We start from the raw sequence: 22,728 nt of genomic DNA, 5'->3' as shown, positions 1-22,728 counted from the left end.
CGGGGGGTATCGGCGAGGTCTCGGCGGTCATGCCCTCACGGTAGGAATGCGGGACAGAACGGGCGATTCGGGTGGGCTGCCCGGGTGATGCGGGTGAGACGGTTGAGATGGGTGAGACGGGTGAGACGGAGCTACGAGGGGAACGAGTGATCGCTTTCTTCCGTGTGACGGATCATGACCGGCCGTGACCTGCTGCAGGGTCCGACGGCCCCTTGTCCGGAAAGGCGGGGCCCCGGCCCGGCCCCGGGGTCGCGTTCCGGGGCCGGGCCGGGGCCCGCTCACGTCAACGTCCTTGTCTGCGTCCTCGTCGCCCGACGGTCCCCTACTCGCGCCCCACCAGGGTCAGCAGCGTCGCCTCCGGAGGGCAGGCGAAGCGGACCGGGGTGTAGCGGTTGGTGCCGCAGCCGGCCGAGACGTGCAGGTAGGAGGTGCGGCCCTCGGCGGTGTGGGTGGACAGGCCCTTGACCCGGTCGGTGTCCAGGTCGCAGTTGGTGACCAGGGCGCCGTAGAACGGGATGCACAGCTGGCCGCCGTGCGTGTGACCGGCCAGGATCAGGGGGTAGCCGTCGGCCGTGAAGGCGTCCAGGACGCGCAGGTAGGGGGCGTGCACCACACCCATGGAGAAGTCGGCCGTGCCGGAGGGGCCGCCGGCCACCTGGGCGTAGCGGTCCCGCTTGATGTGGGGGTCGTCCAGGCCGGTCAGCTCCACCGAGACGCCCTCGATCTTCAGGGTGCCGCGGGTGTTGGTCAGGTTCAGCCAGCCCGCCGCGTCGAAGCCGTCCCGCAGGTCCTCCCACGGGTTGTGGATCGCGCCGACCGCGGGCGGGTTGCCGTTCAGGCCGTGGCGGCCGGTGGCCTTCTCCACGAGGTAGCGGGCGGGGTTGCGCAGCCGGGGGCCGTAGTAGTCGTTGGAGCCGAAGACGTAAGCGCCCGGGAACTCCATCAGCGGGCCCAGCGCGTCCAGGACCTCCGGCACGCCCTCCGGGTCGGAGAGGTTGTCGCCCGTGTTGATCACGAAGTCGGGGCGCAGACCGGCCAGCGAGCGCAGCCAGCGCTGCTTCTTGCGCTGGCCGCTGACCATGTGGATGTCGGAGACCTGCAGGATGCGCAGCGGGCGCATCCCCGAGGGCAGGACCGGGACCGTCACTCGCCGCAGGCGGAAGAAGCGGGCTTCGAAACCCGCGGAGTAGAGAAGCCCGGCGGCCGCGACCGCCGTGATGCCCAGGGGAACTCCGTATCGCAGGCGCATGCGCTCAGCATCTCAGCAGCGCGCCGGGAGACGGAAATTGAGGCGGGGGAGCGGTGGTGGGGGACCGGTGGCGCGGCGCCGGGGAAAGGAGCGCGCGGTGGAGGTGGGACACCTGACACAATCGAGCCATGGCCACGCTCAAGTCGAAGCTGCAGGACGACCTCAACGCCGCGATCAAGGAACGGGACGAGCTGCGCTCGTCCACGCTCCGGCTGACGCTCGCCGCGATCACCAAGGAGGAGGTCGCCGGCAAGGAGAAGCGGGAACTCACCGACGCCGAGGTCCTGAAGGTGATCAGCTACGAGGCCAAGAAGCGCCGCGAGGCGGCGGAGGCCTTCGCGCAGGGCGGCCGTACGGAGTCCGCCGAGCGGGAGAAGGCCGAGGGCGAGGTGCTCACCGCGTACCTGCCGCAGCCGCTCACCGACGACGAGCTGCAGGCGATCGTCGTCCAGGCGATCGAGGAGGCCAAGGCGGCCGGCGCCGAGGGGCCGCGTGCCATGGGCGCCGTGATGAAGATCGTGAGCCCGAAGGTCGCGGGCCGGGCCGAGGGCGGCCAGGTGGCCGCCGTGGTGAAGAAGCTGCTCGCCGGCTGAGTCGTCCCGCGTCCGCGGCGGACGGCTTCGGCAGACGAAAGGGGCGCCCCCTGGGTGGCGCCCCTTCGTCGTATCGATGCTTCGGCGTACCGAGTCGTACCGGGACCCGGGGACGTCATGCGCAGGCTCGGGACGCGGACCGAGGCCGCGTGACGTCCTGCCGACCCCGACTGCCCGGCTCAGCCGTCGCCGTGGCCGCGCTGGCCGCGGAACCCGCCGTCCTGGCCCTGGAAGAAGCCCGGCGGCAAGGAGAACGTCGGGGTCGGGAAGGCGCCGCCGTTGCCCGCACCGCCGGTGCCGCCGCCCCGGCCGCCGCCGAACAGGCCACCGAAGAGACCGCCGCCGTCACCGGTGTTTCCGCCCGTGCCCTGGTTGCCCGGGTGTGTGTCGTCGTTCCCCCGATCCCGGCCTTTTCCCTTGTCACCACCGTCCGGGATGTCGACGAGGTGGAAGGACGGGGCGGCCTTGCCGCGCAGGGCGCCGGTCATCGCGTCGCGCCAGATCGGGCCGGGCACGTCGGCGCCGTAGACCAGGCCGTGCAGGACACCGCCGATGCGGATGTTGGTCATCTTCACCTGCTGGCTGGCGCTGCCCACCCAGACGGCGCCCGCCATGTTCGGGGTGTACCCGACGAACCAGGCGTTCTTCCGCTCGTCCGTCGTACCGGTCTTGCCGGCGTTGTCGCGGTCGGACAGGCCCGCCTGCTTGCCGGTACCGGAGTCGATCACGCCCTGCAGGAGGGTGGTCACGGTGTCCGCGGTCTTCTGGGACATGGCCCGTGTGCAGGTGGTCTTCGGCACGGGCAGCGACTTCTCCTGGTCGCCGGTGCTCTGGGTGATCGACTCGATGGCGACCGGGGTGCAGTACACGCCGCGGGAGGCGAAGGCGGCGTACGCCGAGGCCATGGTCAGAGGCGAGATGCCGATCGCGCCGAGCGCGATGGAGGGCTGCTGCGGGAGCTTCTGCCCGTTGCCCTGCACCACGTGCAGCTTGTCGGTCATCTTCACCACCGGGCACAGACCGATGTCGGAGATCATCTGGACGAAGTAGGTGTTGACCGACTTCGCCATGGCCTCCTTCAAGGCGTACGGGCCGTGCTCCGAGGTGCTCTCGTTCTCCACCTCGTTGTGGTCGGTGTTGGTCCACTGCTTGCCGTCGCACGCCTGCACCGGGCTCGGGTACGGCATCTTGTACGGCGAGGAGTACTCCTGCGTCGGGGGCTTGCCGCCCTCGATCGCCGCGGCCGCCACGAACGGCTTGAACGTCGAACCGGTCGGGAAACCGAAGTTCGAGCCGCCCCGGTCGCTGCCGACCGCATAGTTGATCTCGGTCTGGTCCTTGCCGTAGCCGTACGGCTTGGACTGGCCCATGGCGACGATCTTCCCGGTGCCGGGCTCGACCAGCACGGCGGCGGCCGCGACCGAGTCCGACTGGTAGACGTGCTTCTTGAGCGACGCCTGCACCGCGGCCTGGGCCTGCGGATCCAGGGTGGTGCGGATGGTCAGGCCGCCCTGGTTCCAGATCTTGGCGCGGTCGGCGCGGGTCTTGCCGAAGACGGGGTCGTTGAGGAAGACCTGCTCGACGTACTTGCAGAAGAAGGCGGCGCCGTCGACGGCCGTGATGCAGCCGTTGCGCGGCGGGGTGACCTTCAGGCCCAGCGGCTCCTTCTTCGCCTTGTCGGCCTCCTCTTGCGAGATGTCGCCGACCTCGGCCATGCGCTGCAGCACGACGTTGCGGCGCCTGGTGGCCTCGGCCGGGTCGTTGACCGGGTCGTAGCGGCTCGGGGACTGCACGAGCCCGGCCAGCAGGGCCGCCTGGGGCAGGGTCAGGTCCTTGGCGTGCTGGGAGAAGTAGCGCTGGGAGGCGGCCTCGATGCCGTAGGCCTGCTGGCCGAAGAAGGTGATGTTCAGATAGTTCTCGAGGATCTTCTTCTTGCCCAGCTCCTGCTCGACCTGGATGGCGTACTTCAGTTCCTTGATCTTGCGGCCGAGGGTCTGCTGGGTGGCCTGGGCGACCTTGGTCGGGTCGTCGCCGGCCTCCTCCACGAAGACGTTCTTGACGTACTGCTGGGTGAGCGTGGAGGCGCCCTGGGCGACGCCGCCCTCCTGGGCGTTCTTGTTCAGCGCGCGCAGCACGCCCTTGAGGTCGATCGCGCCGTGCTGGTAGAAGCGCGAGTCCTCGATGGCGACGATCGCCTTCTGCATGTAGGGCGAGATGTCCTTCAGCGGCACCACCGTGCGGTCGCGCGAGTAGACCTGCGCGATCTGGCGTCCCTGGCTGTCCAGGATCGTGGTGCGCTGGCTGAGCGGCGGGCGCTTGAGATCGGCCGGGATCTCGTCGAACCCCTCGACGGATCCCTTGGCCGCCAGGCCCAGTGCGCCGGCCGCGGGCAGTGCGATGCCGGCCAGCACCACTCCCGCGAGCACACTGACACCGAGGAACTTGGCGGCCTGCTGCGTTGGCGACAGACCACCGCCCGAGCGCTTGTTTGGCATGAGGGCAGCCTACGTTCTCATTCACCGGACAGGCGTATATGCGTTGGCCTAAGCTGCTCTCAACTGTCACAGCGGTACGGCGATGTCTCAATTCGTGCGGTGATCGTCACGCGGTTCGCGGGGCGTGACGCTCTCCTCCGGGGCGGTGAGAGGTCCGGCGGAAGCGGCCCGGCGGGCGTGTACGAAGGGTGCTCGAATGTGCTGGATACGTCCCCCCGTGTCCGTTGTGGTGCACGGAAAAATCCCGTTTCATCGGGAATGTCGCACATGTCGCCAGGTCACTCCCCTGGGTGATCTGCGGCTCACTCATAGTCCGTTCGGGCCATGCAAGATTGGGCCCGCTGGGGGTGTTGCGCTCTGCCCAGCCTTCCGTAACGTCCTCAACTGGCGGCGGTGAATATGCCGCCGTCGCCGTGGGGGAGCCTCGATTCGGGAGAGGACGGCGCCGGTATGGGCTGGGTAACCGACTGGAGTGCGCAGGCGGCCTGCCGCACTACCGATCCGGATGAACTGTTCGTACAGGGAGCAGCGCAGAACAGGGCCAAGGCGGTGTGCACCGGATGCCCGGTACGCACCGAGTGCCTCGCCGATGCGCTCGACAATCGCGTCGAATTCGGCGTGTGGGGTGGGATGACCGAACGGGAGCGCCGCGCACTGCTGCGCCGGCGGCCCACCGTGACCTCGTGGCGCCGGCTGCTGGAGACCGCCCGCATGGAGTACGAGCGGGGAGCCGGCTCCTACGACGAGGACCGGAAGTACGCGGCGGTGAGCTGAGCCGCCCCGGCCGGGACTGCGGTTCCGACGAGCCCTTTTCGGCCGTGTTTGCGGCGCGGCCGGTCGGTCGTGTCGTGCCGGGTGCGATGCCGGGGGCGTGCCGGCTGACGGACTGCCGTCGCGTCGGTCCGACGGGTGCCCTTGGTTGGTTCCAACGGGTGTCCTTGGCTTCGGCAGGACCACGTTGGTCCGTCCGGGTGGCCGGAGGCCGTGTCGTACGGGGCGAGCGAGCGGTACGGGAGCTGTCCGTGCCGCCGGCCCGCCGGGTGCGGCGCCCGCTGTGTGCCGGGTGCGGTGTCTTCCCTTTGCCGGGGAGGCGTTCGCTGTTGTCCGGTGGTCCCGGTACGTCCGGGCTGCGTGGGCGCCGCGCGGGTGACTGCGCGGGCGCGCGCAGCCCTTGTCCGGCCGGCCTCGGCCCTCGCGGGCCTGTCCGGGCGGCCCGGGCGGCCCGGGGCCTTCCGGGCGCTGCCGTCGGTCAGCCGTCGGTGTCGGGCAGCTCGCGGCGGTTGTCCGCGAGCCGGTTGCCGATGTCCCGCAGTCCCGTGAGGTCGTGCACGTCCCCGGGCAGAGCGGGCACCTCGGCCACCGCCACCTCCGGGTGCCGGGCGGTGAACCGGTCCCGGGTGCGCTGCTCGCGCGCGAGCAGCTGCATGCGCTCGGCATGCAGCCTCAGCAGGCCCGCGGTGACCTGGTCGACCGCGTCCGGGGACGGCGTGCGGGCGGTCGACTCCGGCTCCGGGGCGACGGAGGAGTGCGCGGGAGAGTCTGAACGTCCTTGCTGTGTAGGGGAGTTACGAAGTCCAGCTTTCCCGTCGCCCTGATCCACAATGCGGGACTCTTCAAGATTTTCCGCAGCCGCGAGCGCCCGCTCGGCCGACAGCTGGTCGGCACCGCTGCCGTGGACCCGGTTGAGCACCAGACCGGCCAACGGCATCCGTTCCGCGGCCAGCCGTTCGACGAAGTACGCGGCCTCGCGCAGCGCGTCCCGCTCCGGGGCCGCCACCACCAAGAACGCCGTGCCCGGCGCCTGCAGCAGCTTGTAGGTGGCGTCCGCGCGGGTGCGGAAGCCGCCGAAGGTGGTGTCCATCGCGGCGACGAACGTCTGCACGTCCTTCAGCAGCTGACCGCCGAGCAGCTTGCCGAGCGTGCCCGTCATCATCGACATGCCGACGTTCAGGAACTTCATCCCCGCGCGCCCGCCGAGCTTGGCCGGTGCCGTCAGCAGGCGGATGAGCCGGCCGTCCAGGAAGGAGCCGAGCCGCTTGGGGGCGTCCAGGAAGTCCAACGCCGAGCGGGAGGGAGGGGTGTCGACGACGATGAGGTCCCACTCGTCGCGGGCGCGCAGCTGGCCCAGCTTCTCCATCGCCATGTACTCCTGCGTGCCCGCGAAGCCCGCCGAGAGCGACTGGTAGAAGGGGTTGGCCAGGATCGCGGCCGCCCGCTCGGGATCCGCGTGCGCCTCGACGACCTCGTCGAAGGTGCGCTTCATGTCGAGCATCATGGCGTGCAGCTCGCCGTCGCCCTCGGTGCCCTTGACCCGGCGAGGCACGTTGTCCAGGGAGTCGATGCCCATGGACTGCGCCAGGCGGCGGGCGGGGTCGATGGTCAGGACGACGACCTTCCGGCCGCGCTCGGCGGCGCGCAGCCCCAGGGCCGCCGCCGTCGTGGTCTTGCCGACACCGCCCGAACCGCAGCACACGATGATCCGGGTGTCCGGGTCGTCGAGCAGCGGATCGACGTCGAGCACAGGCGCGGGTGCCAGCCGACGGGTGCCGTCCTGGGCGTGGGCGGAGGACCGGCCGGTCTCCGCGGCACGCGCCGCATGCGGGCTCATGACCCTCCCTGCAATCCCTGCTTGCGCAGCTCGCGCGCCAACTCGTACAGGCCCGCCACGTCCATGCCCTCCGCGAGCAGCGGCAGCTCGTGCAGCGGCAGGCCCAGCTCGCCCAGGACCGCGCGCTGCTCCTGCTCCAGCGCGTACCGCTCGGCGTACTCCTCGGCCTGTGCCAGCAGCGGCTCCACCAGCTGCTCGGCCGAGCCGCCGCGCCGCGCGCCGTCGAGGCCGGCCGTGGACAGCGACCGGGCGAGCGCCGTGCGCGGCGCGGTGCGCAGCACCTCCAGGTCGGCGGCGTCGAGCACCTGCGGGCGCACCATGTTCACGATGACCCGGCCCACCGGCAGGCGTGCCGCGCGCAGTTCGGCGATGCCGTCCGCGGTCTCCTGCACGGGCATCTCCTCCAGCAGGGTCACCAGGTGCACCGCCGTCTCGGGCGATTTGAGCACCCGCATCACCGACTGGGCCTGATTGTGTATCGGGCCGATCTTGGCCAGGCCGGCGACCTCGTCGTTGACGTTGAGGAAGCGGGCGATGCGGCCGGTCGGCGGGGCGTCCATGACGACGTGGTCGTAGACGAACCGGCCCGAGCGGTCCTTGCGGCGCACCGCCTCGCACGCCTTGCCGGTCAGCAGGACGTCCCTGAGGCCGGGGGCGATGGTGGTGGCGAAGTCGATGGCCCCGATCCGCTTCAGGGCGCGTCCCGCGCTGCCCAGCTTGTAGAACATCTGCAGGTAGTCCAGCAGGGCGAGTTCGGGGTCGATGGCGAGCGCGTACACCTCCCCGCCGCCGGGGGCGACCGCGATCTTCCGTTCCTCGTACGGCAGCGCCTCCGTTTCGAAGAGCTGTGCGATGCCCTGGCGGCCCTCGACCTCGACGAGGAGCGTCCGCTTCCCCTCCGTGGCCAGGGCCAGCGCGAGGGCGGCGGCGACCGTCGTCTTGCCGGTCCCGCCCTTGCCGCTGACGACCTGGAGCCTGCTCACGTCTTCGAGCGTAACCAGTCGGTGCCGCGGTCACGCGGGAGGCTGTGGACAACCCACGGCGTGGTGCGGCGACGGACCGCGGCCGCCCTGCCCCGTCGGACCGCCGGGTGGGGCAGGCGTCCGCGGGCCGGGGTGCGACGGGCCGCGTGCCGGGTGCGACCGCGGGCGGATGAGGGCCGGCCGCAGCGGATACAGTCGGCCCATGACCAAGTGGGAATACGCAACCGTGCCGCTGCTCGTCCACGCCACGAAGCAGATCCTGGACACCTGGGGCGAGGACGGCTGGGAGCTCGTCCAGGTCGTGCCCGGCCCCAACCCCGAGCAGCTGGTGGCCTACCTGAAGCGGGAGAAGCAGGCGTGAGCGCGGTCGAGGCCAGGCTGGCCGAGCTCGGCCTGACGCTGCCGGAGGTCGTGCCGCCGATCGCCGCCTACCAGCCCGCCGTGCAGTCCGGGCCGTACGTGTTCACGGCCGGCCAGCTGCCGATGGTGGACGGCAAGCTGCCGGTCACCGGCAAGGTGGGCCTGGAGGTCACCCCGGAGGAGGCCAAGGACCTGGCCCGTGCCTGCGCCCTCAACGCGCTCGCCGCCGTCAAGTCCGTCGCCGGCGACCTGGACCGCATCGCGCGGGTGGTGAAGGTCGTCGGCTATGTGGCCTCGGCCGCGGACTTCACCGGCCAGCCGGGCGTCGTCAACGGCGCGAGCGAGCTGCTGAGCGAGGTACTGGGCGACAAGGGCGTGCACGCCCGCAGCGCGGTCGGTGTGGCGGTGCTGCCACTGGACGCGCCGGTGGAGGTGGAGATCCAGGTGGAGCTGGCGCAGTAACGCCCGTTCCGCTCCGTGCGGGTCACCGGTCCGGCGCCCGCACCCGAGGGGGACCTGTCGAACATTCGCGCGTCAACCGATAGCCTCCGGCCATGGCGAATGGTCAGTGGTTCCCTCCGGACTGGCCGGACCGCATCCGCGCGCTCGCGGACGGCCGGCTCACGCCGGTCACGCCCCGGCGCGCGGCCACCGTCATGCTGCTGCGGGACACCGACGCCGGTCCCGTCGTCCATATGCTGCGCAGACGCGCCTCCATGGCCTTCGCCGGAGGCGCGTACGCGTATCCGGGTGGCGGCGTGGACCCGCGCGACGACGACCGCCTGGTCCGCTGGGCGGGCCCCTCGCGCATCTGGTGGGCCGACCGGCTCGGGGTGGACGAGGCGTCCGCGCAGGCGATCGTGTGCGCGGCCGTGCGCGAGACGTTCGAGGAGACCGGGGTCCTGCTCGCCGGGCCCGACGACGACGTGGTCGTCGGCGACACCACCGGCCCGGACTGGGAGGCCGATCGCGCCGCCCTGGTCGCACGTGAGCTGTCCTTCTCCGCGTTCCTCGACCGACGTGGCCTGGTGCTGCGCTCGGACCTGCTGGGCGCGTGGGCGCGGTGGATCACCCCCGAGTTCGAGGCCCGCCGCTACGACACCTGGTTCTTCGTGGCCGCCCTGCCCGAGGGCCAGCGCGCCCGCAACGCCTCCGGCGAGGCCGACCGCACGGTGTGGATCCGCCCCGCCGAGGCGGCGGCCGGATACGACGCGGGCGAGCTGCTGATGATGCCGCCCACCATCGCCACCCTGCGCTCGCTCACCGCCTGCCGCACCGCCGCCGAGGCGCTCGCGGCGGCGCCCGAGCGCGACCTGACCCCCGTACTGGCCCGTGCCCGCCTGGTGGACGGCGAGGTCGTCCTGTCCTGGCCGGGCCACGACGAGTTCACCCGGCGCATCGACCACGAGCGCACGGGACGTCCCCCGGCCTCCGCGTGAGCATCCCCGCCGTCCCCGTACGCACGACGCCCAGGAAGGACTCCGCATGACGGACGCAGCATCGCTCCCCGGCCAGCCCCGCGGCGGCGTCGTCTCCGGCCCCGCCACCGAGCGGGCCGTCAACGTCCTCGCGCCCAACCCGTCCGCCATGACGCTGGACGGCACCAACACCTGGATCGTCTCCGAACCCGACTCCGACCTGGCGGTCGTGATCGATCCGGGCCCGCTGGACGAAGGGCACCTGCGCACCGTCGTCGACACGGCGGAGAAGGCCGGCAAGCGGATCGCGCTGACCCTGCTGACGCACGGCCACGCCGACCACGCGGAGGGTGCCGCACGTTTCGCCGAGCTGACCCGGACCCGGGTGCGCGCCCTCGACCCGGCGCTGCGGCTGGGCGACGAGGGTCTGGGTGCCGGTGACGTGATCACCGTCGGCGGCCTGGAGCTGCGCGTGGTGCCCACACCGGGCCACACCGCGGACTCGCTGAGCTTCCACCTGCCCGCCGACCGGGCCGTGCTGACCGGCGACACCGTCCTGGGCCGGGGGGCGACGGTCGTGGCGCACCCGGACGGACGGCTCGGCGACTACCTGGACTCGCTGCAGCGGCTGCGGTCGCTCACGGTCGACGACGGGGTGCACACCATCCTTCCGGGCCACGGGCCCGTCCTCGAGGACGCCCAGGGCGCCGTCGAGTACTACCTCGCCCACCGGGCCCACCGGCTCGCCCAGGTCGAGACGGCCGTGGAGAGGGGGTACCGCACCCCGGCCGAGGTGGTCGCCCACGTCTACGCGGACGTCGACCGGTCCCTGTGGCCGGCGGCCGAGCTGTCGGTGCGCGCCCAGCTGGACTATCTGGCGGAACACGGGATCGTGCAGCCGTGAGCCGTGAGCCGTGAGCCGTGAGCCGTGAGCCGTGAGCCGTGAGCCGTGAGCCGGGCGCGGGAGCGGCGCGCGGGCGGGGCAGCGATGTGTGGGAACCGGATCCGGACGCAGACGCGACGCGTCCGGATCGGATACGGGACACGGACGTGATGCGTCCGCATCATCGGAGTGCGGACGCGAGGCGTTGCGTCAGCGCGACCGCTTGGCCAGCCGCTCCACGTCCAGCAGGATGACCGCGCGGGCCTCCAGCCGCAGCCAGCCGCGCTGGGCGAAGTCCGCCAGGGCCTTGTTCACGGTCTCGCGGGACGCGCCGACCAGCTGGGCCAGCTCCTCCTGCGTCAGGTCGTGCACGACGTGGATGCCCTCCTCGGACTGCACGCCGAAACGACGGGACAGGTCCAGCAGGGCGCGGGCCACACGGCCCGGCACGTCGGAGAAGACCAGGTCGGACATCTGGTCGTTGGTCTTGCGCAGACGCCGGGCGACGGCACGCAGCAGGGCACCGGCCACCTCGGGCCGCGCGTTCAGCCAGGGCTGGAGGTCGCCGTGGGCGAGGGCCAGCATCTTGACCTCGGTCAGCGCGGTCGCCGTGGCGGTGCGGGGGCCGGGGTCGAACAGGGACAGCTCGCCGATCAGCTCGCCGGGGCCCACGACGGCCAGCATGTTCTCGCGGCCGTCGGGGGAGGTGCGGTGCAGCTTGACCTTGCCCTCGGTGACCACGTACAGACGGTCGCCCGGGTCACCCTCGTGGAACAGCGAGTCGCCACGGGCCAGGGTCACCTCCGTCATGGAGGCGCGGAGTTCCGCGGCCTGCTCGTCGTCGAGCGCCGCGAAGAGCGGATTGCGCCGCAGAACGTCGTCCACGAGTTCTCTCCTTGTCGACCTGCTCAGAGGATCTTGATCCCCGTGTGCCAGGGGACCGTGTTCCCCATTTTGCCGGACGGTCCAAACAGTGTGATCTGTCACAAGGATGCCGCACTGGTGTCCGGACGTACGCGGCAGGGGGCACAAACGGTGCCCGAAACTCCGCGGCCGCAGCGGATGCCGGCGCCGGGCCTTAGGCTGGCCGAGTGTCCAAATCGCCGGTGAGAACACAGGCCGAGGGGGCTGGACGGGTGGGTGCACGGCAGGATTCCGCTGTGGGCGAACATGGTCGCGGCAGCGGACGGACCGAGGAGACGACCGAGACCGCCGCAGCCGCCGAGGCCCGGCCCGGCACGCCGCGGGCCCGGACGAGGGCCGCCGAGAAGGGCGGCTCGGCCGAGAAGCCGGCGGCGAAGCGGACGGCCACGGACAAGCCGGCGGCCGGGAAGACCGCAGCGAAGAAGGCGGCGGCGAAGAAGACCCCGGCGACGGCCGCGAAGACGACCGGGGCGGCCGGCTCCGCCGCCGGCACGAAGGCGGCGGGCGGTGCGGTGCGCAAGGCGGCCGGACCCGCCCGGAAGGCGGAGGCCGCTGTCGCCCAGGCCACCGCGCGGGTGCGCACGGCCTCCCCGCCGAAGACCGTCGCGACGACGACGCCGTCGGGCGAGTCCCGCACGGCGCTGGTCCGCCGGGCCCGTCGTATCAACCGGGAGCTGGCGGAGGTCTACCCCTACGCCCACCCCGAGCTGGACTTCGAGAACCCGTTCCAGCTGCTGATCGCCACCGTCCTGTCCGCGCAGACCACCGACCTGCGGGTCAACCAGACGACACCCGCGCTGTTCGCCGCCTACCCGACCCCGGAGGACCTGGCGGCCGCCGACCCGCAGCGGGTCGAGGAGATCCTCCGCCCGTGCGGTTTCTTCCGGGCCAAGACCAGGTCGGTCATCGGCCTGTCGAAGGCGCTGGTGGAGAACTTCGGCGGGGAGGTCCCCGGACGCCTGGAGGACCTGGTCACGTTGCCCGGCGTGGGGCGCAAGACCGCCTTCGTCGTCCTCGGCAACGCCTTCGGCAGGCCCGGGATCACCGTGGACACGCACTTCCAGCGGCTGGTGCGGCGCTGGAAGTGGACCGACGAGACCGACCCGGACAAGATCGAGGCGGCCGTCGGGGCGCTGTTCCCCAAGAAGGACTGGACGGATCTGTCCCACCACGTCATCTGGCACGGGCGCCGGATCTGTCACGCCCGCAAGCCGGCCTGCGGCGCCTGCCCGATCGCCCCGCTGTGCCCGTCCTACGGCGAGGGGGAGACCGACCCGGAGAAGGCGAAGAAGCTGCTCAAGTACGAGAAAGCCGGTCTGCCCGGGCAGCGGCTCAAGCCCCCGCAGGCCTACCTGGACGCGGGCGGCAAGCCGGCCCCGCCCCTGGGCGCCGCATGACGGAACGATCTCGGCGGCGCGGCGCGTTGGACAGGGCAGGAGTACGGGGACAGGGGTGGCGATGACGCGGGCGGGCGAGACGGGCGCGGGAACCGTGGGGTGCGCGGGCGAGAAGCCGACCGGTACGGCGGCTCGGGCGACGGGCTGCGCGACCGGTGCACCGGGCGGTGCCGGCGGTGCGGCGGACGGTGTCGTCGGCACGGCGCGGCCGGGCTCGGTGCGGCTCGACACGCAGGGGCTGCCGGAGTGGCTCCAGCCGGTGGTGCGGCTCGCCGGTACCGTGAAGCCACGGCAGCTGAGCCGCTTCCTGCCGCCGGAGAACGGCGAAGGCCGCCAGTCCGCCGTGCTGGTGCTCTTCGGAGAGGGCGAGCGCGGGCCCGAGCTGCTGCTGATGGAGCGGGCCGGTTCCCTGCGCTCGCACGCCGGGCAGCCGTCGTTCCCCGGTGGCGCGCTCGACCCGGAGGACGGCGATCCGCAGGGCGAGGGCCCGCTGCGGGCGGCGCTGCGCGAGGCGGAGGAGGAGACCGGGCTCGACCCGGCCGGGGTGCAGCTGTTCGGGGTGCTGCCCCGGCTGTACATCCCGGTCAGCGGGTTCGTCGTCACCCCGGTGCTCGGCTGGTGGCACACACCCAGCCCGGTGGGCGTGGTCGACCCGGCGGAGACCGCCCGCGTGTTCACGGTGCCCGTGGCGGATCTCACCCACCCGGACAACCGTGCGACCGCCGTCCACCCGCGGGGCCACCGCGGCCCCGCGTTCCTGGTCGCGTCCACCCTCGTGTGGGGGTTCACCGCCGGCATCATCGACCGCCTGCTCCATTACGCGGGCTGGGAAGAGCCGTGGGACCGCGACAGGCAGGTCCCGCTCGACTGGCGGGCGTGACAGGGTGGCGTGGTCGTACCGGCCGGTGTCCCGAGGACGCCGCGTCCCGCCCGCCGGCGCACGGTGGTGGGGCCCCGGCCGGCCTGGGAGGGACGTGAAGACGATGAGGCGAGGCTCGACGCGGTGAACGTGCTGGACATCCTGCTGCTGATCGCCGCGGTGTGGTTCGCGGTCGTCGGGTACCGCCAGGGCTTCGTCGTCGGCATCCTGTCGGTGATCGGCTTCCTCGGCGGCGGCCTGGCCGCCGTCTACGCGCTTCCGGTCCTGTGGGACGTGCTGACGGACAACTCGCCGGTCAGCACCACCGCCGCCGTCGTCGCCGTGATCGTCGTCATCGTGTGCGCCTCGGTGGGGCAGGCGCTGACCACCCACCTGGGCAACAAGCTGCGCGTCCACATCACCTGGTCCCCGGCCCGCGCCCTGGACGCGACCGGCGGCGCCCTCGTCAACGTCGTCGCGATGCTGCTGGTCGCCTGGCTGATCGGCTCGGCGCTCGGCGGCACGACGATACCGACCCTGGGCAAGCAGGTCCGCACCTCCAAGGTGCTGCTCGAGGTCTCCGACGCGCTGCCGGACCAGGCGGACACCTGGTTCGCCGACTTCACCTCGGTGCTCGCGCAGAACGGCTTCCCGCAGGTGTTCAGCCCGTTCGCGGACGAGCCCATCACCGATGTGCGGCCCCCGGACCCGGCGCTGCGCAACAGCGCCGTCGCCGCACGCGCCCAGCGGTCCGTGGTCAAGGTGACCGGCACCGCGCAGGGCTGCGGCAAGGTGCTGGAGGGCACCGGCTTCGTCTTCGGCGACCGGCGGGTCATGACCAACGCGCACGTCGTCGGCGGGGTCGACGAACCGACCGTGCAGATAGGCGGCGAGGGCCGCCGGTACGACGCGAAGGTCGTGCTGTACGACTGGCGCCGGGACATCGCCGTCCTGGACGTGCCCGGCCTGCACGCGCCCGCTCTGCAGTTCACCGACGACGACGCGCACAGCGGGGACAGCGCGATCGTCGCCGGCTTCCCCGAGAACGGCTCCTACGACGTGCGGGCCGCACGGGTGCGCGGGCGCATCACGGCCAGCGGCCCCGACATCTACCACCGCTCCACCGTCCGCCGGGACGTCTACTCGCTCTACGCGACCGTCCGCCAGGGCAACTCCGGCGGTCCGCTGCTGACCCCCGACGGCAAGGTGTACGGCGTGGTGTTCGCCAAGTCCCTGGACGACCCGGACACCGGGTACGCGCTCACCACGGACGAGATCCGGCAGGACATCGACAAGGGCCGCACCGCTACCCAGGAGGTCGACAGCGACACCTGCGCGCTGTGAGGGCGGCGGCCGTCCGGGCCGCGGTCGGGTGACGTGCCGTGTGCGGGTCCACCGGGTGCCCGGGGACCGGCGGAACGGAACCGAGTGCCCGGGGTGTTCGGGGGGTCCGCGGGGCCGTTGCGGTCAGCCGCGCGGGTGGCGCAGCCGGACCGAGACCCAGCGGGCCCGGCGGCGCAGAATGTGCGGAATGCCCACGCGGGGGTCGCTGCCGCCCAGTTGCGGGGTCTCCCGGTGGCGGGAGCCCGGACCGCTCGCCGAACGGCGGGTGCGTGCTACGTCGTTGTAGTCGTGCGTCCAGCCCATACCGACACCTCTGCCCCCGCCTCAAGGTCGATAAGCGCCCGCGGGCGCCCCAATGGGCCTATGCACCCGGCACATGGCCGTTCGCAGAACAGACGTTCAGATCCGGATACCGGTCGCCGGACGGCCGTGACGGACCGGTGGCTGGTGGCACTGCTCGACTCGTGCGGGACCTTCCTCCCCGCGCCCCTCGCAGGGGCGAACAGCGCGGAGGCCGAGTGGCGTACCGGAACCGGCTCATCAGGTCGGACGCCGGCCGATCACGGAGTTCAGGAGGGCGGCTCCGCGTGCTGCGGCGTCGACGCCGACGGCGAAGTCCTGGCCCCGGCTGGTGCGGATCACGAGGCATTCCCCGCGACGCAGCGTCACGGGGTGCCCGGCCCGCTCAGCCGGCACCCCAGCCGCCGACCCGGGCGGGCCTGCGCGACTCGACACGGGCGGCCGTGGGACGAGCCCTCACAGCCGCCGCCCGGTCAGGCGGCGGCGTGGCTGTCCGTGCGCGGCGGGTCACCGGTCCGGTTCGGGGTCCTTCAGCCAGTTGATCAGTTCGGTGGAGAAGGTCAGGGGGTCCTCCTCGTGCGGGAAATGACCCAGGCCGTCGAAGAGCCGCCAGCGGTAGGGCGCCTCCACGTACTCGCCGGACCCGGCCGCGCTGCGGGTGCGCAGCACCGGGTCGAGGGAGCCGTGCAGATGCAGTGTGGGCACCCGCACCGGGCGCTTCATCCGCCGGTAGAACTGGATCCCGTCGGGGCGGGCCAGGGAGCGCACCAGCCAGCGGTAGGGCTCGATCGCGCAGTGCGCCGTCGACGGCACGCACAGCGCACGCCGGTAGGTCTCCACCGCCTCGTCGTCCGGTAGGCATGGCCCCGACCAGTCGCGCAGCAGCCGGCCCACCAGGGCGCCGTCGTCGGCGACGAGCTGCCGTTCCGGGATCCACGGCCGCTGGAAGCCCCAGATGTGTGAACTGGCCGCCGTCTGCTTGACGTCGCCCAGCATCGCCGCGCGCCACCGCCGCGGATGCGGCATGGAGACCACGGCCAGGCGCCTGACCAGCTTCGGGCGCATCGCCGCGGCCGTCCACGCCAGGTAGCCGCCCAGGTCGTGGCCGACCAGCGCGGCGTCCGGCTCGCCCAGGGAACGGATCACACCGGTGACGTCGAGGGCCAGGTTGGCGGGGTCGTAGCCGCGCGGGGTGCGGTCGCTGCCGCCCACGCCCCGCAGGTCCATCGCCACGGCGCGGAAACCCGCGTCGGCCAGGGCCGGCAGCTGGTGCCGCCAGGTCCACCAGAACTGCGGGAACCCGTGCAGCAACAGCACCAGCGGTCCGTCGCCCAGCTCGGCGATGTGGAACCGGGCGCCGTTGGCCGCGACGTCCCGGTGGGTCACCTTCCTCTCGCCGGGGATGTCGATCCGGACGACCGAGGTCGAGTACGGCGAAGGGGTGGCGGGGTCCGTCATGAGGACGAGCGTGCCACAGCCTCGATGGCCTGCGGGGCGCGGTCCTCCAGAGCGGGGGTCTCGGGCCGCGGGTGCGGCTTGGCCTTCTGCAGCACACCGGCCGTCTGCTTCATCGAGGCGGCCACCTTCTGGGGGCCCTTGCCCTTCCTGGCCTTCCTCATGAAGACGGCGCCGATCAGGCCGAGGAGGACCGCGACCAGGACGTTCGCCCCGAAGGCCACCAGGAAGCAGAGTGCGAGGTTCCACCCGGTCCAGGTGTTCACGCCGTACGCCAGGGCGAAGTCGAGCATCGGCAGCGAGAACAGCGCGACCACGCCGGCCAGCGAGAGCGCTCCTCCGCTGACCACGCCGCGTTTGACGTCCTGCTTCAGCTGGACCTTCGCCAGCGCGATCTCGTCGTGCACCAGCGCCGACATCTCCGCCGTCGCCGAGGCGAACAGCTCTCCGATGCTGCGTTCGGCGCCGACCGGGCTGCCGTCGGGTGCGCTCATCGCGACTCTCCCTTTCCTGCCTGACTGGAACGGACCTGTCTTTTGTACCGTCCCGTCAGATCATGCCGGACCGTCCTCGTGCTCGCTCGCCCCGCCCGACACTTCGGTCCCCTGCCGGGCACGTGCGGCCGCCTTCTCGGCGGCGATGCGGCGGTGCTCGGCCGCCCTGCGTTCGTAGATGTCCGCCATACGCAGGTGGTAGGCGGGGTCGTCGTCCTCGTAGACGTCCGGTATGCCGTCGAGGTCCTCGTCGCGCTCCTCGGACTCGCACAGCTTCCGGTACCGGGCGTTGCGTATCCGCAGCAGCACCGCCGCGATCGCCGCGGCGATGAGGGAGCCGCACAGGACGGAGGCCTTGACCTCGTCGGTGAGGACCGCGTCGCCCTCGAAGGCCAGTTCGCCGATCAGCAGGGAGACGGTGAAGCCGATGCCGGCGAGCGTGGCCAGGGCGAACACGTCGGCCCAGGCCAGGTCGTCGCTGAGCGAGGCCCGGGTGAAACGGGCGGTCAGCCAGGTCCCGCCGAAGACGCCGACCGTCTTGCCGACGACCAGGCCGAGCACCACGCCGAGCGTCTCGGGCTGGCCGAACACATCCGCCAGCGCCCCGCCGGAGACCGATACGCCTGCGCTGAACAGGGCGAACAGCGGCACCGCCAGGCCCGCGGAGAGCGGCCGGACGAGGTGTTCGATGCGCTCGCCCGGGGAGTGTTCCTCCCCTTCGCGGCGGGTGCAGCGCAGCATCAGGCCCATCGCCACGCCGGCGATGGTGGCGTGCACGCCGCTGTTGTACATCAGGCCCCAGATCACCACGCCCAGCGGCACGTACACGTACCAGCCGCGCACACCCTGGCGCAGCAGCAGCCAGAAGACGGCCAGGCCCGCCGCCGCTCCGCCCAGCGCGGCCAGGTTCAGGTCGTCGGTGAAGAACAGCGCGATGATCAGGATGGCGAACAGGTCGTCGACGACGGCGAGGGTCAGCAGGAACGCGCGCAGCGCACTGGGCAGCGAGGTGCCGATGACCGCGAGCACCGCGAGGGCGAAGGCGATGTCGGTGGCGGTGGGCACCGCCCAGCCCGCGAGCGAGCCGCCGCCGGTGAGGTTGGTCAGGCTGTAGACGACGGCTGGTGCCGCCATGCCGCACAGCGCGGCGACGACCGGGAGGACCGCGGCCCGTGGGTTGCGCAGGTCTCCGGCGACCAGCTCCCGTTTCAGCTCGATGCCGGCGACGAAGAAGAAGATCGCGAGCAGGCCGTCCGCGGCCCAGTGGGCGACGGAGAGGTGCAGGCCGAGCGTGGCGGGGCCGAGGGAGAAGTGGGAGACGGTCTCGTAGCTGCTGTGCAGGCCGGGCACGTTCGCCCACAGCAGCGCGGCGATCGCGGCGACCAGCAGCAGGACGCCGCCGACGGTCTCGGTGCGCAGCGCGTCCAGGATGAAGGTGCGCTCCGGCAGGGACGGGCGGCTGAGGCTCTTGGGCTCGGTGCGGTCGGTGGGGCGGGGCGCGGTCACAGCAACCTCCAGGTGGCGGCAGGGGTGGGTTCATGCCGACCAGACTTCCCGGCGCACCTGAGGGTCGTGTGAAGTTGTCGGGTGACGCCCGGTGGACGTCGGAGCGGGGCGCGGCGCTTGTCGAAAACAGCTTCGAGGCCCCGTGGGCCAATCTACCCAAGCGGCGGGCACCCGGCACGTGCCGGGTGCCCGCGGGTGACGTGTACGGCTTGTCGGTCGGGGGGCTCAGTCCTCGCTCGGTGCCGCGGGGAGCTTGGCCTGGATGAGTTCCATGACCGTGGAGTCGGTCAGTGTCGTGACGTCTCCCAGCTCCCGGTTCTCCGCGACGTCGCGCAGCAGACGCCGCATGATCTTCCCGGAGCGGGTCTTGGGCAGCTCCGCCACCGGCAGGATCCGCTTCGGCTTGGCGATCGGGCCGAGCGTCGAGCCGACGTGGTTGCGCAGCTCGCCGATGAGGGACTCGGTCTCGGCGGCCGTGCCCCGCAGGATCACGAACGCGACGATCGCCTGCCCGGTGGTCTCGTCGGACGCGCCGACCACGGCGGCCTCGGCGACGGCAGGGTGGGACACCAGCGCGGACTCCACCTCCGTGGTGGAGATGTTGTGCCCGGACACCAGCATCACGTCGTCGACGCGGCCGAGCAGCCAGATGTCGCCGTCGTCGTCCTTCTTGGCGCCGTCACCGGCGAAGTAGCGGCCCTCGAAACGCGACCAGTAGGTGTCGATGAAGCGCTGGTCGTCGCCCCAGATGGTGCGCAGCATCGACGGCCACGGCTCGGTGAGGACCAGGTAGCCACCGCCGCCGTTGGGCACCTCGTTGCCCTCGTCGTCCACGACGGTGGCGGACACGCCCGGCAGCGGCCGCTGGGCGGAGCCCGGCTTGGCCTCGGTGACGCCGGGCAACGGGGAGATCATGATGGCGCCGGTCTCCGTCTGCCACCAGGTGTCCACGACCGGGGTGCTGTCGGCGCCGATGTGCTTGCGGTACCAGATCCACGCCTCCGGGTTGATCGGCTCGCCGACCGAGCCGAGGACCCGCAGGGAGGACAGGTCGTACTTCGCGGGGATGTCGTCGCCCCACTTCATGAACGTGCGGATCGCGGTCGGCGCCGTGTACAGGATGCTGACCTTGTACTTCTGCACGATCTCCCAGAAACGGCCCTGGTGCGGGGTGTCGGGAGTGCCCTCGTACATCACCTGGGTGGCACCGTTGGCCAGCGGCCCGTACACGATGTACGAGTGGCCGGTGACCCAGCCGACGTCGGCGGTGCACCAGTAGACGTCCGTCTCGGGCTTGAGATCGAACACGGCCCAGTGGGTGTACGCGGCCTGGGTCAGGTAGCCGCCGGAGGTGTGCAGGATGCCCTTGGGCTTCCCGGTGGTGCCCGAGGTGTAGAGGATGAACAGCGGGTGCTCGGCCTCGAACGCCTCCGGGGTGTGCTCCGCCGACTGCCGGCCGACGACCTCGTGCCACCACACATCGCGGCTGTCGTCCCAGGCGACCTCCTGGCCGGTGCGGCGGACCACCAGGACGTGGCGGACGTCCGACACACGGGTGAGGGCCTCGTCGACGGCGGGCTTGAGCGCGGACGGCTTGCCGCGCCGGTAGCCGCCGTCGGCCGTGATGACGACCTTGGCGTCGGCGTCCTTGATGCGGGTGGCGAGCGCGTCCGCGGAGAAGCCGCCGAAGACGACCGAGTGCGCGGCGCCGATGCGGGCGCAGGCCAGCATCGCGATCGCCGTCTCGGGGATCATCGGCATGTAGATCGCGACCCGGTCGCCCGAGCGCACGCCGAGTTCGAGCAGGGCGTTGGCGGCCTTGGAGACCTCGTCCTTGAGCTGGGCATACGTGATGGCCCGGCTGTCGCCGGGCTCGCCCTCGAAGTGGATCGCGACGCGATCGCCGTGCCCGGCCTCCACATGCCGGTCGACGCAGTTGTACGCCACGTTGAGCGTGCCGTCCTTGAACCACTTGGCGAATGGCGGGTTCGACCAGTCGAGGGTCTCGGTCGGCTCCTTGACCCAGGTCAGCCGGCGGGCCTGCTCAGCCCAGAAGCCGAGCCTGTCAGCCTTGGCCTGTTCGTACGCCTCCGCCGTGACATTGGCGTTCGCGGCCAGGTCAGCCGGCGGCGCGAAACGTCGTTCCTCCTTCAAGAGGTTGGCCAGGCTTTCGTTGCTCACGACATCTCCCTTTCTCAGGGTGTCCGTTGTGTCCCAGGCCACAGCTCATCAGACGCGGGGGCCGATGACAAGGGTCGTCGGTGCACATGGTTTAGACCTGTTGTGGAGAGCCTGCGCAGTCGTATCCCTGTTCTGACGTGGGCGGGCGCCGGAGTCGTTGCGCTGCGGGACGCCCCGGCTGTCCCGTCGTCCGGGGCGTACGGTCCCGCGCTCGGAACGGCACGGACGGCATCGGCGGCACCGAAAGCCTTGGACGGCAGTGACGGCCTCGGGCGGTGTCGGCGGCCTCGGGTGGCTGTCCGGCTGGGGTGGTGCCGGCGGCCTCGGGTGGTTGTCCGGCTGGGGTGGTGAGGAGAGCGCGGAGGTTACGGACAGTGTGGTCGGTGCGGACCGTGGTCCGCGCCGGGTGGACCGGCGCGGTGCGTCACGGTCGACCCTGACGGGTGCGGGTCTCACGCCGGGCTGGGCAGCTCCTCCGATGCACCCACCCGGGTGAACACAGCCGCTCCGTCTCTGTCCGCTCCGTCTCTCCCGGCGAGCAGATAGGCCTGGGCCTCGGCCACATGGAAGTACATGCCGTGCAGCTCCAGCCGGCCTTCTCGCAGGGCGCGGGCCACCGCGTCGTGGGCACGCAGGTGATCCAGCTGCTGGAGGACATTGAGCAGGCAGAGCCGCTCCAGCGTGTCGGCGGGAGGGCGGTCGCCCAGGGCGGGTGTGCCGTGGCTGTCGTCGGCCAGGCGCCGCAGGCTCGGCAGACCGTGGCGCAGCCATCGGCCGAGCGACGTCGCCGCACCCTGCGGTGCCCCACCGGAGCGGCGGGAGTCGAGCAGGGCCTGCATGGCCCCGCACCCCGAGTGGCCGCACACCGTGATGGAGCGCACTTGGAGCACGTCCACCGCGTACTCGATGCCGGCCGCCACCGAGTCGTCGCCGGGTTCCTCACCGGGCACGGGCACGAGGTTGCCCACGTTCCGGACGACGAAGAGGTCGCCGGGACCACTCGACGTGATCATCGAGGTGACCAGCCGGGAGTCGGCACAGGTGAGGAAGAGCTGGGAGGGCTGCTGCCCCTCCCGGGCCAGCCGTGCCAGCTCGTGCCGGACCAGGGGTGCGGTGTAACGCTGGAACGCGCTGATGCCGCGCGTCAGTTGGTCACGGACCGAAGGGCGTGCAGAGCTGGAGCCGAAGGGTGGGCCGAGGGCTTCGGACGGCGGGTTGGGACCCTCGAACGGTGGGCCGGCGGCCCGTGACAGGTCCCCCTTCGGCACGGTCGGCGTCTTCAGGTCCGGCGTCGGGTCGTCTGCGGCCGCTGCCCTGGCGGCCGGTGACGGTGTGCCGGCCGGCTCCGGGGGCGTGTTCAACCGGTCGGTCGGGTGTGCGGGCGAGGGCCGGGCGCCGTTGCGGCTCGTGGCATGCGGACGGTCGTCGGTGGTGCTCGGAGCGGGGGTCCGGGCGGGGTCCTGGGACGGCGATGGCCCGGAGTCGTGGGATGGCCCGGTGTCGTGGGATGGCCCGGTGTCCGGGGACGGGGTGGGGTCCGGGGATCGCCCGGGGGCCGTGGTGGGGGCCGGTGGCGGGAGTGTGTGCGGTGCGCCCTGTGACGGGTGATTGACCCCGGCGGTCCAGGGTTGGCGGTGGCAGCCGGAGGAGGCAGCGGAGGCGGCCGAGGCGGTGAGGAC

19 protein-coding genes and 1 pseudogene are annotated in these 22,728 nt (G+C 72.0%); 9 read left to right on the top strand and 11 right to left on the bottom strand.

Annotated features, from left to right (window positions below; genetic code table 11):
- Positions 1 to 322 precede the first annotated feature (322 nt).
- Positions 323 to 1,249 carry a metallophosphoesterase gene (locus OG899_RS12115; RefSeq protein WP_125497992.1) on the bottom strand — a complete coding sequence of 309 codons (927 nt, stop codon included), beginning with the start codon at positions 1,247 to 1,249 and terminating at the stop codon, positions 323 to 325.
- 128 nt (positions 1,250 to 1,377) lie between these two features.
- On the opposite strand from OG899_RS12115, the gene OG899_RS12110 reads away from it, so the two are divergent.
- A complete protein-coding gene (locus tag OG899_RS12110; protein ID WP_125497993.1) occupies positions 1,378 to 1,842 on the top strand; it encodes a GatB/YqeY domain-containing protein in 465 nt (154 codons plus the stop codon).
- A gap of 179 nt (positions 1,843 to 2,021) precedes the next feature.
- On the opposite strand, the gene OG899_RS12105 is transcribed toward OG899_RS12110, so the two are convergent.
- Positions 2,022 to 4,337, bottom strand: a complete 2,316-nt coding sequence (locus tag OG899_RS12105) for a transglycosylase domain-containing protein (protein ID WP_125497994.1) — start codon at positions 4,335 to 4,337, stop codon at positions 2,022 to 2,024.
- A 450-nt stretch (positions 4,338 to 4,787) separates the two neighbouring features.
- Here OG899_RS12105 and OG899_RS12100 point away from each other — a divergent pair, with 450 nt between their 5' ends.
- Positions 4,788 to 5,111, top strand: a complete 324-nt coding sequence (locus OG899_RS12100) for a WhiB family transcriptional regulator (protein WP_185867845.1) — start codon at positions 4,788 to 4,790, stop codon at positions 5,109 to 5,111.
- A 475-nt stretch (positions 5,112 to 5,586) separates the two neighbouring features.
- Here OG899_RS12100 and OG899_RS12095 read toward each other — a convergent pair whose 3' ends face one another.
- Both OG899_RS12095 and OG899_RS12090 read right to left on the bottom strand, forming a co-directional pair.
- Entirely contained in the window at positions 5,587 to 6,945 is a 1,359-nt protein-coding gene (locus OG899_RS12095) for an ArsA family ATPase (protein ID WP_125497995.1), read from the bottom strand.
- Entirely contained in the window at positions 6,942 to 7,928 is a 987-nt protein-coding gene (locus OG899_RS12090) for an ArsA-related P-loop ATPase (RefSeq protein ID WP_189427845.1), read from the bottom strand. The genes OG899_RS12095 and OG899_RS12090 overlap by 4 nt, the downstream gene beginning before the upstream one ends.
- 202 nt (positions 7,929 to 8,130) lie before the next feature.
- Between OG899_RS12090 and OG899_RS12085 the strand changes: the two genes are divergently transcribed.
- The 4 genes from OG899_RS12085 to OG899_RS12070 all read left to right on the top strand — a co-directional run bounded on the left by OG899_RS12085 (position 8,131) and on the right by OG899_RS12070 (position 10,610).
- The gene (locus tag OG899_RS12085; protein ID WP_009189813.1) at positions 8,131 to 8,289 is read left to right on the top strand and encodes a DUF4177 domain-containing protein; all 159 of its coding nucleotides are present in this window, start codon (positions 8,131 to 8,133) and stop codon (positions 8,287 to 8,289) included.
- Complete coding sequence (locus OG899_RS12080) at positions 8,286 to 8,750, top strand: RidA family protein (RefSeq protein WP_189427846.1); 465 nt, start codon at positions 8,286 to 8,288, stop codon at positions 8,748 to 8,750. Before OG899_RS12085 ends, OG899_RS12080 begins: the two co-directional genes overlap by 4 nt.
- A gap of 92 nt (positions 8,751 to 8,842) precedes the next feature.
- Positions 8,843 to 9,727, top strand: coding sequence for an NUDIX domain-containing protein (locus tag OG899_RS12075; RefSeq protein WP_189427847.1), 885 nt, complete (start codon positions 8,843 to 8,845; stop codon positions 9,725 to 9,727).
- A gap of 46 nt (positions 9,728 to 9,773) precedes the next feature.
- Positions 9,774 to 10,610 (top strand): MBL fold metallo-hydrolase, encoded by an 837-nt coding sequence (locus OG899_RS12070; RefSeq protein ID WP_406311023.1) that lies wholly within the window; start codon positions 9,774 to 9,776, stop codon positions 10,608 to 10,610.
- Between the two features lie 189 nt (positions 10,611 to 10,799).
- Here OG899_RS12070 and OG899_RS12065 read toward each other — a convergent pair whose 3' ends face one another.
- On the bottom strand, positions 10,800 to 11,474 hold the full coding sequence (locus OG899_RS12065; RefSeq protein ID WP_125498000.1) for a Crp/Fnr family transcriptional regulator: 675 nt from the start codon (positions 11,472 to 11,474) through the stop codon (positions 10,800 to 10,802).
- A 275-nt stretch (positions 11,475 to 11,749) separates the two neighbouring features.
- On the opposite strand from OG899_RS12065, the gene nth reads away from it, so the two are divergent.
- The 3 genes from nth to OG899_RS12050 all read left to right on the top strand — a co-directional run bounded on the left by nth (position 11,750) and on the right by OG899_RS12050 (position 15,113).
- Positions 11,750 to 12,910: an endonuclease III gene (gene nth / locus OG899_RS12060; RefSeq protein WP_125498001.1), complete on the top strand. Its 1,161-nt coding sequence runs from the start codon at positions 11,750 to 11,752 to the stop codon at positions 12,908 to 12,910.
- A gap of 61 nt (positions 12,911 to 12,971) precedes the next feature.
- The gene (locus tag OG899_RS12055; protein ID WP_240955834.1) at positions 12,972 to 13,790 is read left to right on the top strand and encodes a CoA pyrophosphatase; all 819 of its coding nucleotides are present in this window, start codon (positions 12,972 to 12,974) and stop codon (positions 13,788 to 13,790) included.
- A 123-nt stretch (positions 13,791 to 13,913) separates the two neighbouring features.
- Positions 13,914 to 15,113: a MarP family serine protease gene (locus tag OG899_RS12050; RefSeq protein ID WP_168132086.1), complete on the top strand. Its 1,200-nt coding sequence runs from the start codon at positions 13,914 to 13,916 to the stop codon at positions 15,111 to 15,113.
- A gap of 123 nt (positions 15,114 to 15,236) precedes the next feature.
- On the opposite strand, the gene OG899_RS12045 is transcribed toward OG899_RS12050, so the two are convergent.
- The 6 genes and pseudogenes from OG899_RS12045 to OG899_RS12020 form a co-directional block, all read right to left on the bottom strand.
- The gene (locus OG899_RS12045; RefSeq protein WP_125498003.1) at positions 15,237 to 15,416 is read right to left on the bottom strand and encodes a hypothetical protein; all 180 of its coding nucleotides are present in this window, start codon (positions 15,414 to 15,416) and stop codon (positions 15,237 to 15,239) included.
- Between the two features lie 504 nt (positions 15,417 to 15,920).
- Positions 15,921 to 16,871, bottom strand: a complete 951-nt coding sequence (locus OG899_RS12040) for an alpha/beta fold hydrolase (RefSeq protein ID WP_406311022.1) — start codon at positions 16,869 to 16,871, stop codon at positions 15,921 to 15,923.
- A complete protein-coding gene (locus OG899_RS12035; RefSeq protein ID WP_125498005.1) occupies positions 16,868 to 17,362 on the bottom strand; it encodes a phage holin family protein in 495 nt (164 codons plus the stop codon). Before OG899_RS12035 ends, OG899_RS12040 begins: the two co-directional genes overlap by 4 nt.
- A gap of 60 nt (positions 17,363 to 17,422) precedes the next feature.
- Positions 17,423 to 18,868: a Na+/H+ antiporter NhaA gene (nhaA, locus tag OG899_RS12030; protein ID WP_125498006.1), complete on the bottom strand. Its 1,446-nt coding sequence runs from the start codon at positions 18,866 to 18,868 to the stop codon at positions 17,423 to 17,425.
- 225 nt (positions 18,869 to 19,093) lie between these two features.
- Entirely contained in the window at positions 19,094 to 21,049 is a 1,956-nt protein-coding gene (gene acs, locus OG899_RS12025) for an acetate--CoA ligase (protein ID WP_168132085.1), read from the bottom strand.
- A gap of 452 nt (positions 21,050 to 21,501) precedes the next feature.
- A pseudogene (locus OG899_RS12020) lies at positions 21,502 to 22,197 on the bottom strand (carbonic anhydrase); the annotation flags it as partial.
- Positions 22,198 to 22,728 lie beyond the last annotated feature (531 nt).

This window comes from Streptomyces thermoviolaceus (genome assembly GCF_045209695.1).
Classification (GTDB): domain Bacteria; phylum Actinomycetota; class Actinomycetes; order Streptomycetales; family Streptomycetaceae; genus Streptomyces; species Streptomyces thermoviolaceus.
This window is presented reverse-complemented; position numbering and strand designations above follow the sequence as displayed.

What these genes read in the sequence shown, in the direction of transcription:
- OG899_RS12115 (WP_125497992.1), bottom strand. Translation starts at nt 1,249, where the DNA reads ATGCGCCTGCGATACGGAGTTCCCCTGGGCATCACGGCGGTCGCGGCC.
- OG899_RS12110 (WP_125497993.1), top strand. Translation starts at nt 1,378, where the DNA reads ATGGCCACGCTCAAGTCGAAGCTGCAGGACGACCTCAACGCCGCGATC.
- OG899_RS12105 (WP_125497994.1), bottom strand. Translation starts at nt 4,337, where the DNA reads ATGCCAAACAAGCGCTCGGGCGGTGGTCTGTCGCCAACGCAGCAGGCC.
- OG899_RS12100 (WP_185867845.1), top strand. Translation starts at nt 4,788, where the DNA reads ATGGGCTGGGTAACCGACTGGAGTGCGCAGGCGGCCTGCCGCACTACC.
- OG899_RS12095 (WP_125497995.1), bottom strand. Translation starts at nt 6,945, where the DNA reads ATGAGCCCGCATGCGGCGCGTGCCGCGGAGACCGGCCGGTCCTCCGCC.
- OG899_RS12085 (WP_009189813.1), top strand. Translation starts at nt 8,131, where the DNA reads ATGACCAAGTGGGAATACGCAACCGTGCCGCTGCTCGTCCACGCCACG.
- OG899_RS12075 (WP_189427847.1), top strand. Translation starts at nt 8,843, where the DNA reads ATGGCGAATGGTCAGTGGTTCCCTCCGGACTGGCCGGACCGCATCCGC.
- OG899_RS12070 (WP_406311023.1), top strand. Translation starts at nt 9,774, where the DNA reads ATGACGGACGCAGCATCGCTCCCCGGCCAGCCCCGCGGCGGCGTCGTC.
- OG899_RS12055 (WP_240955834.1), top strand. Translation starts at nt 12,972, where the DNA reads ATGACGCGGGCGGGCGAGACGGGCGCGGGAACCGTGGGGTGCGCGGGC.
- OG899_RS12045 (WP_125498003.1), bottom strand. Translation starts at nt 15,416, where the DNA reads ATGGGCTGGACGCACGACTACAACGACGTAGCACGCACCCGCCGTTCG.
- OG899_RS12040 (WP_406311022.1), bottom strand. Translation starts at nt 16,871, where the DNA reads ATGACGGACCCCGCCACCCCTTCGCCGTACTCGACCTCGGTCGTCCGG.
- OG899_RS12035 (WP_125498005.1), bottom strand. Translation starts at nt 17,362, where the DNA reads ATGAGCGCACCCGACGGCAGCCCGGTCGGCGCCGAACGCAGCATCGGA.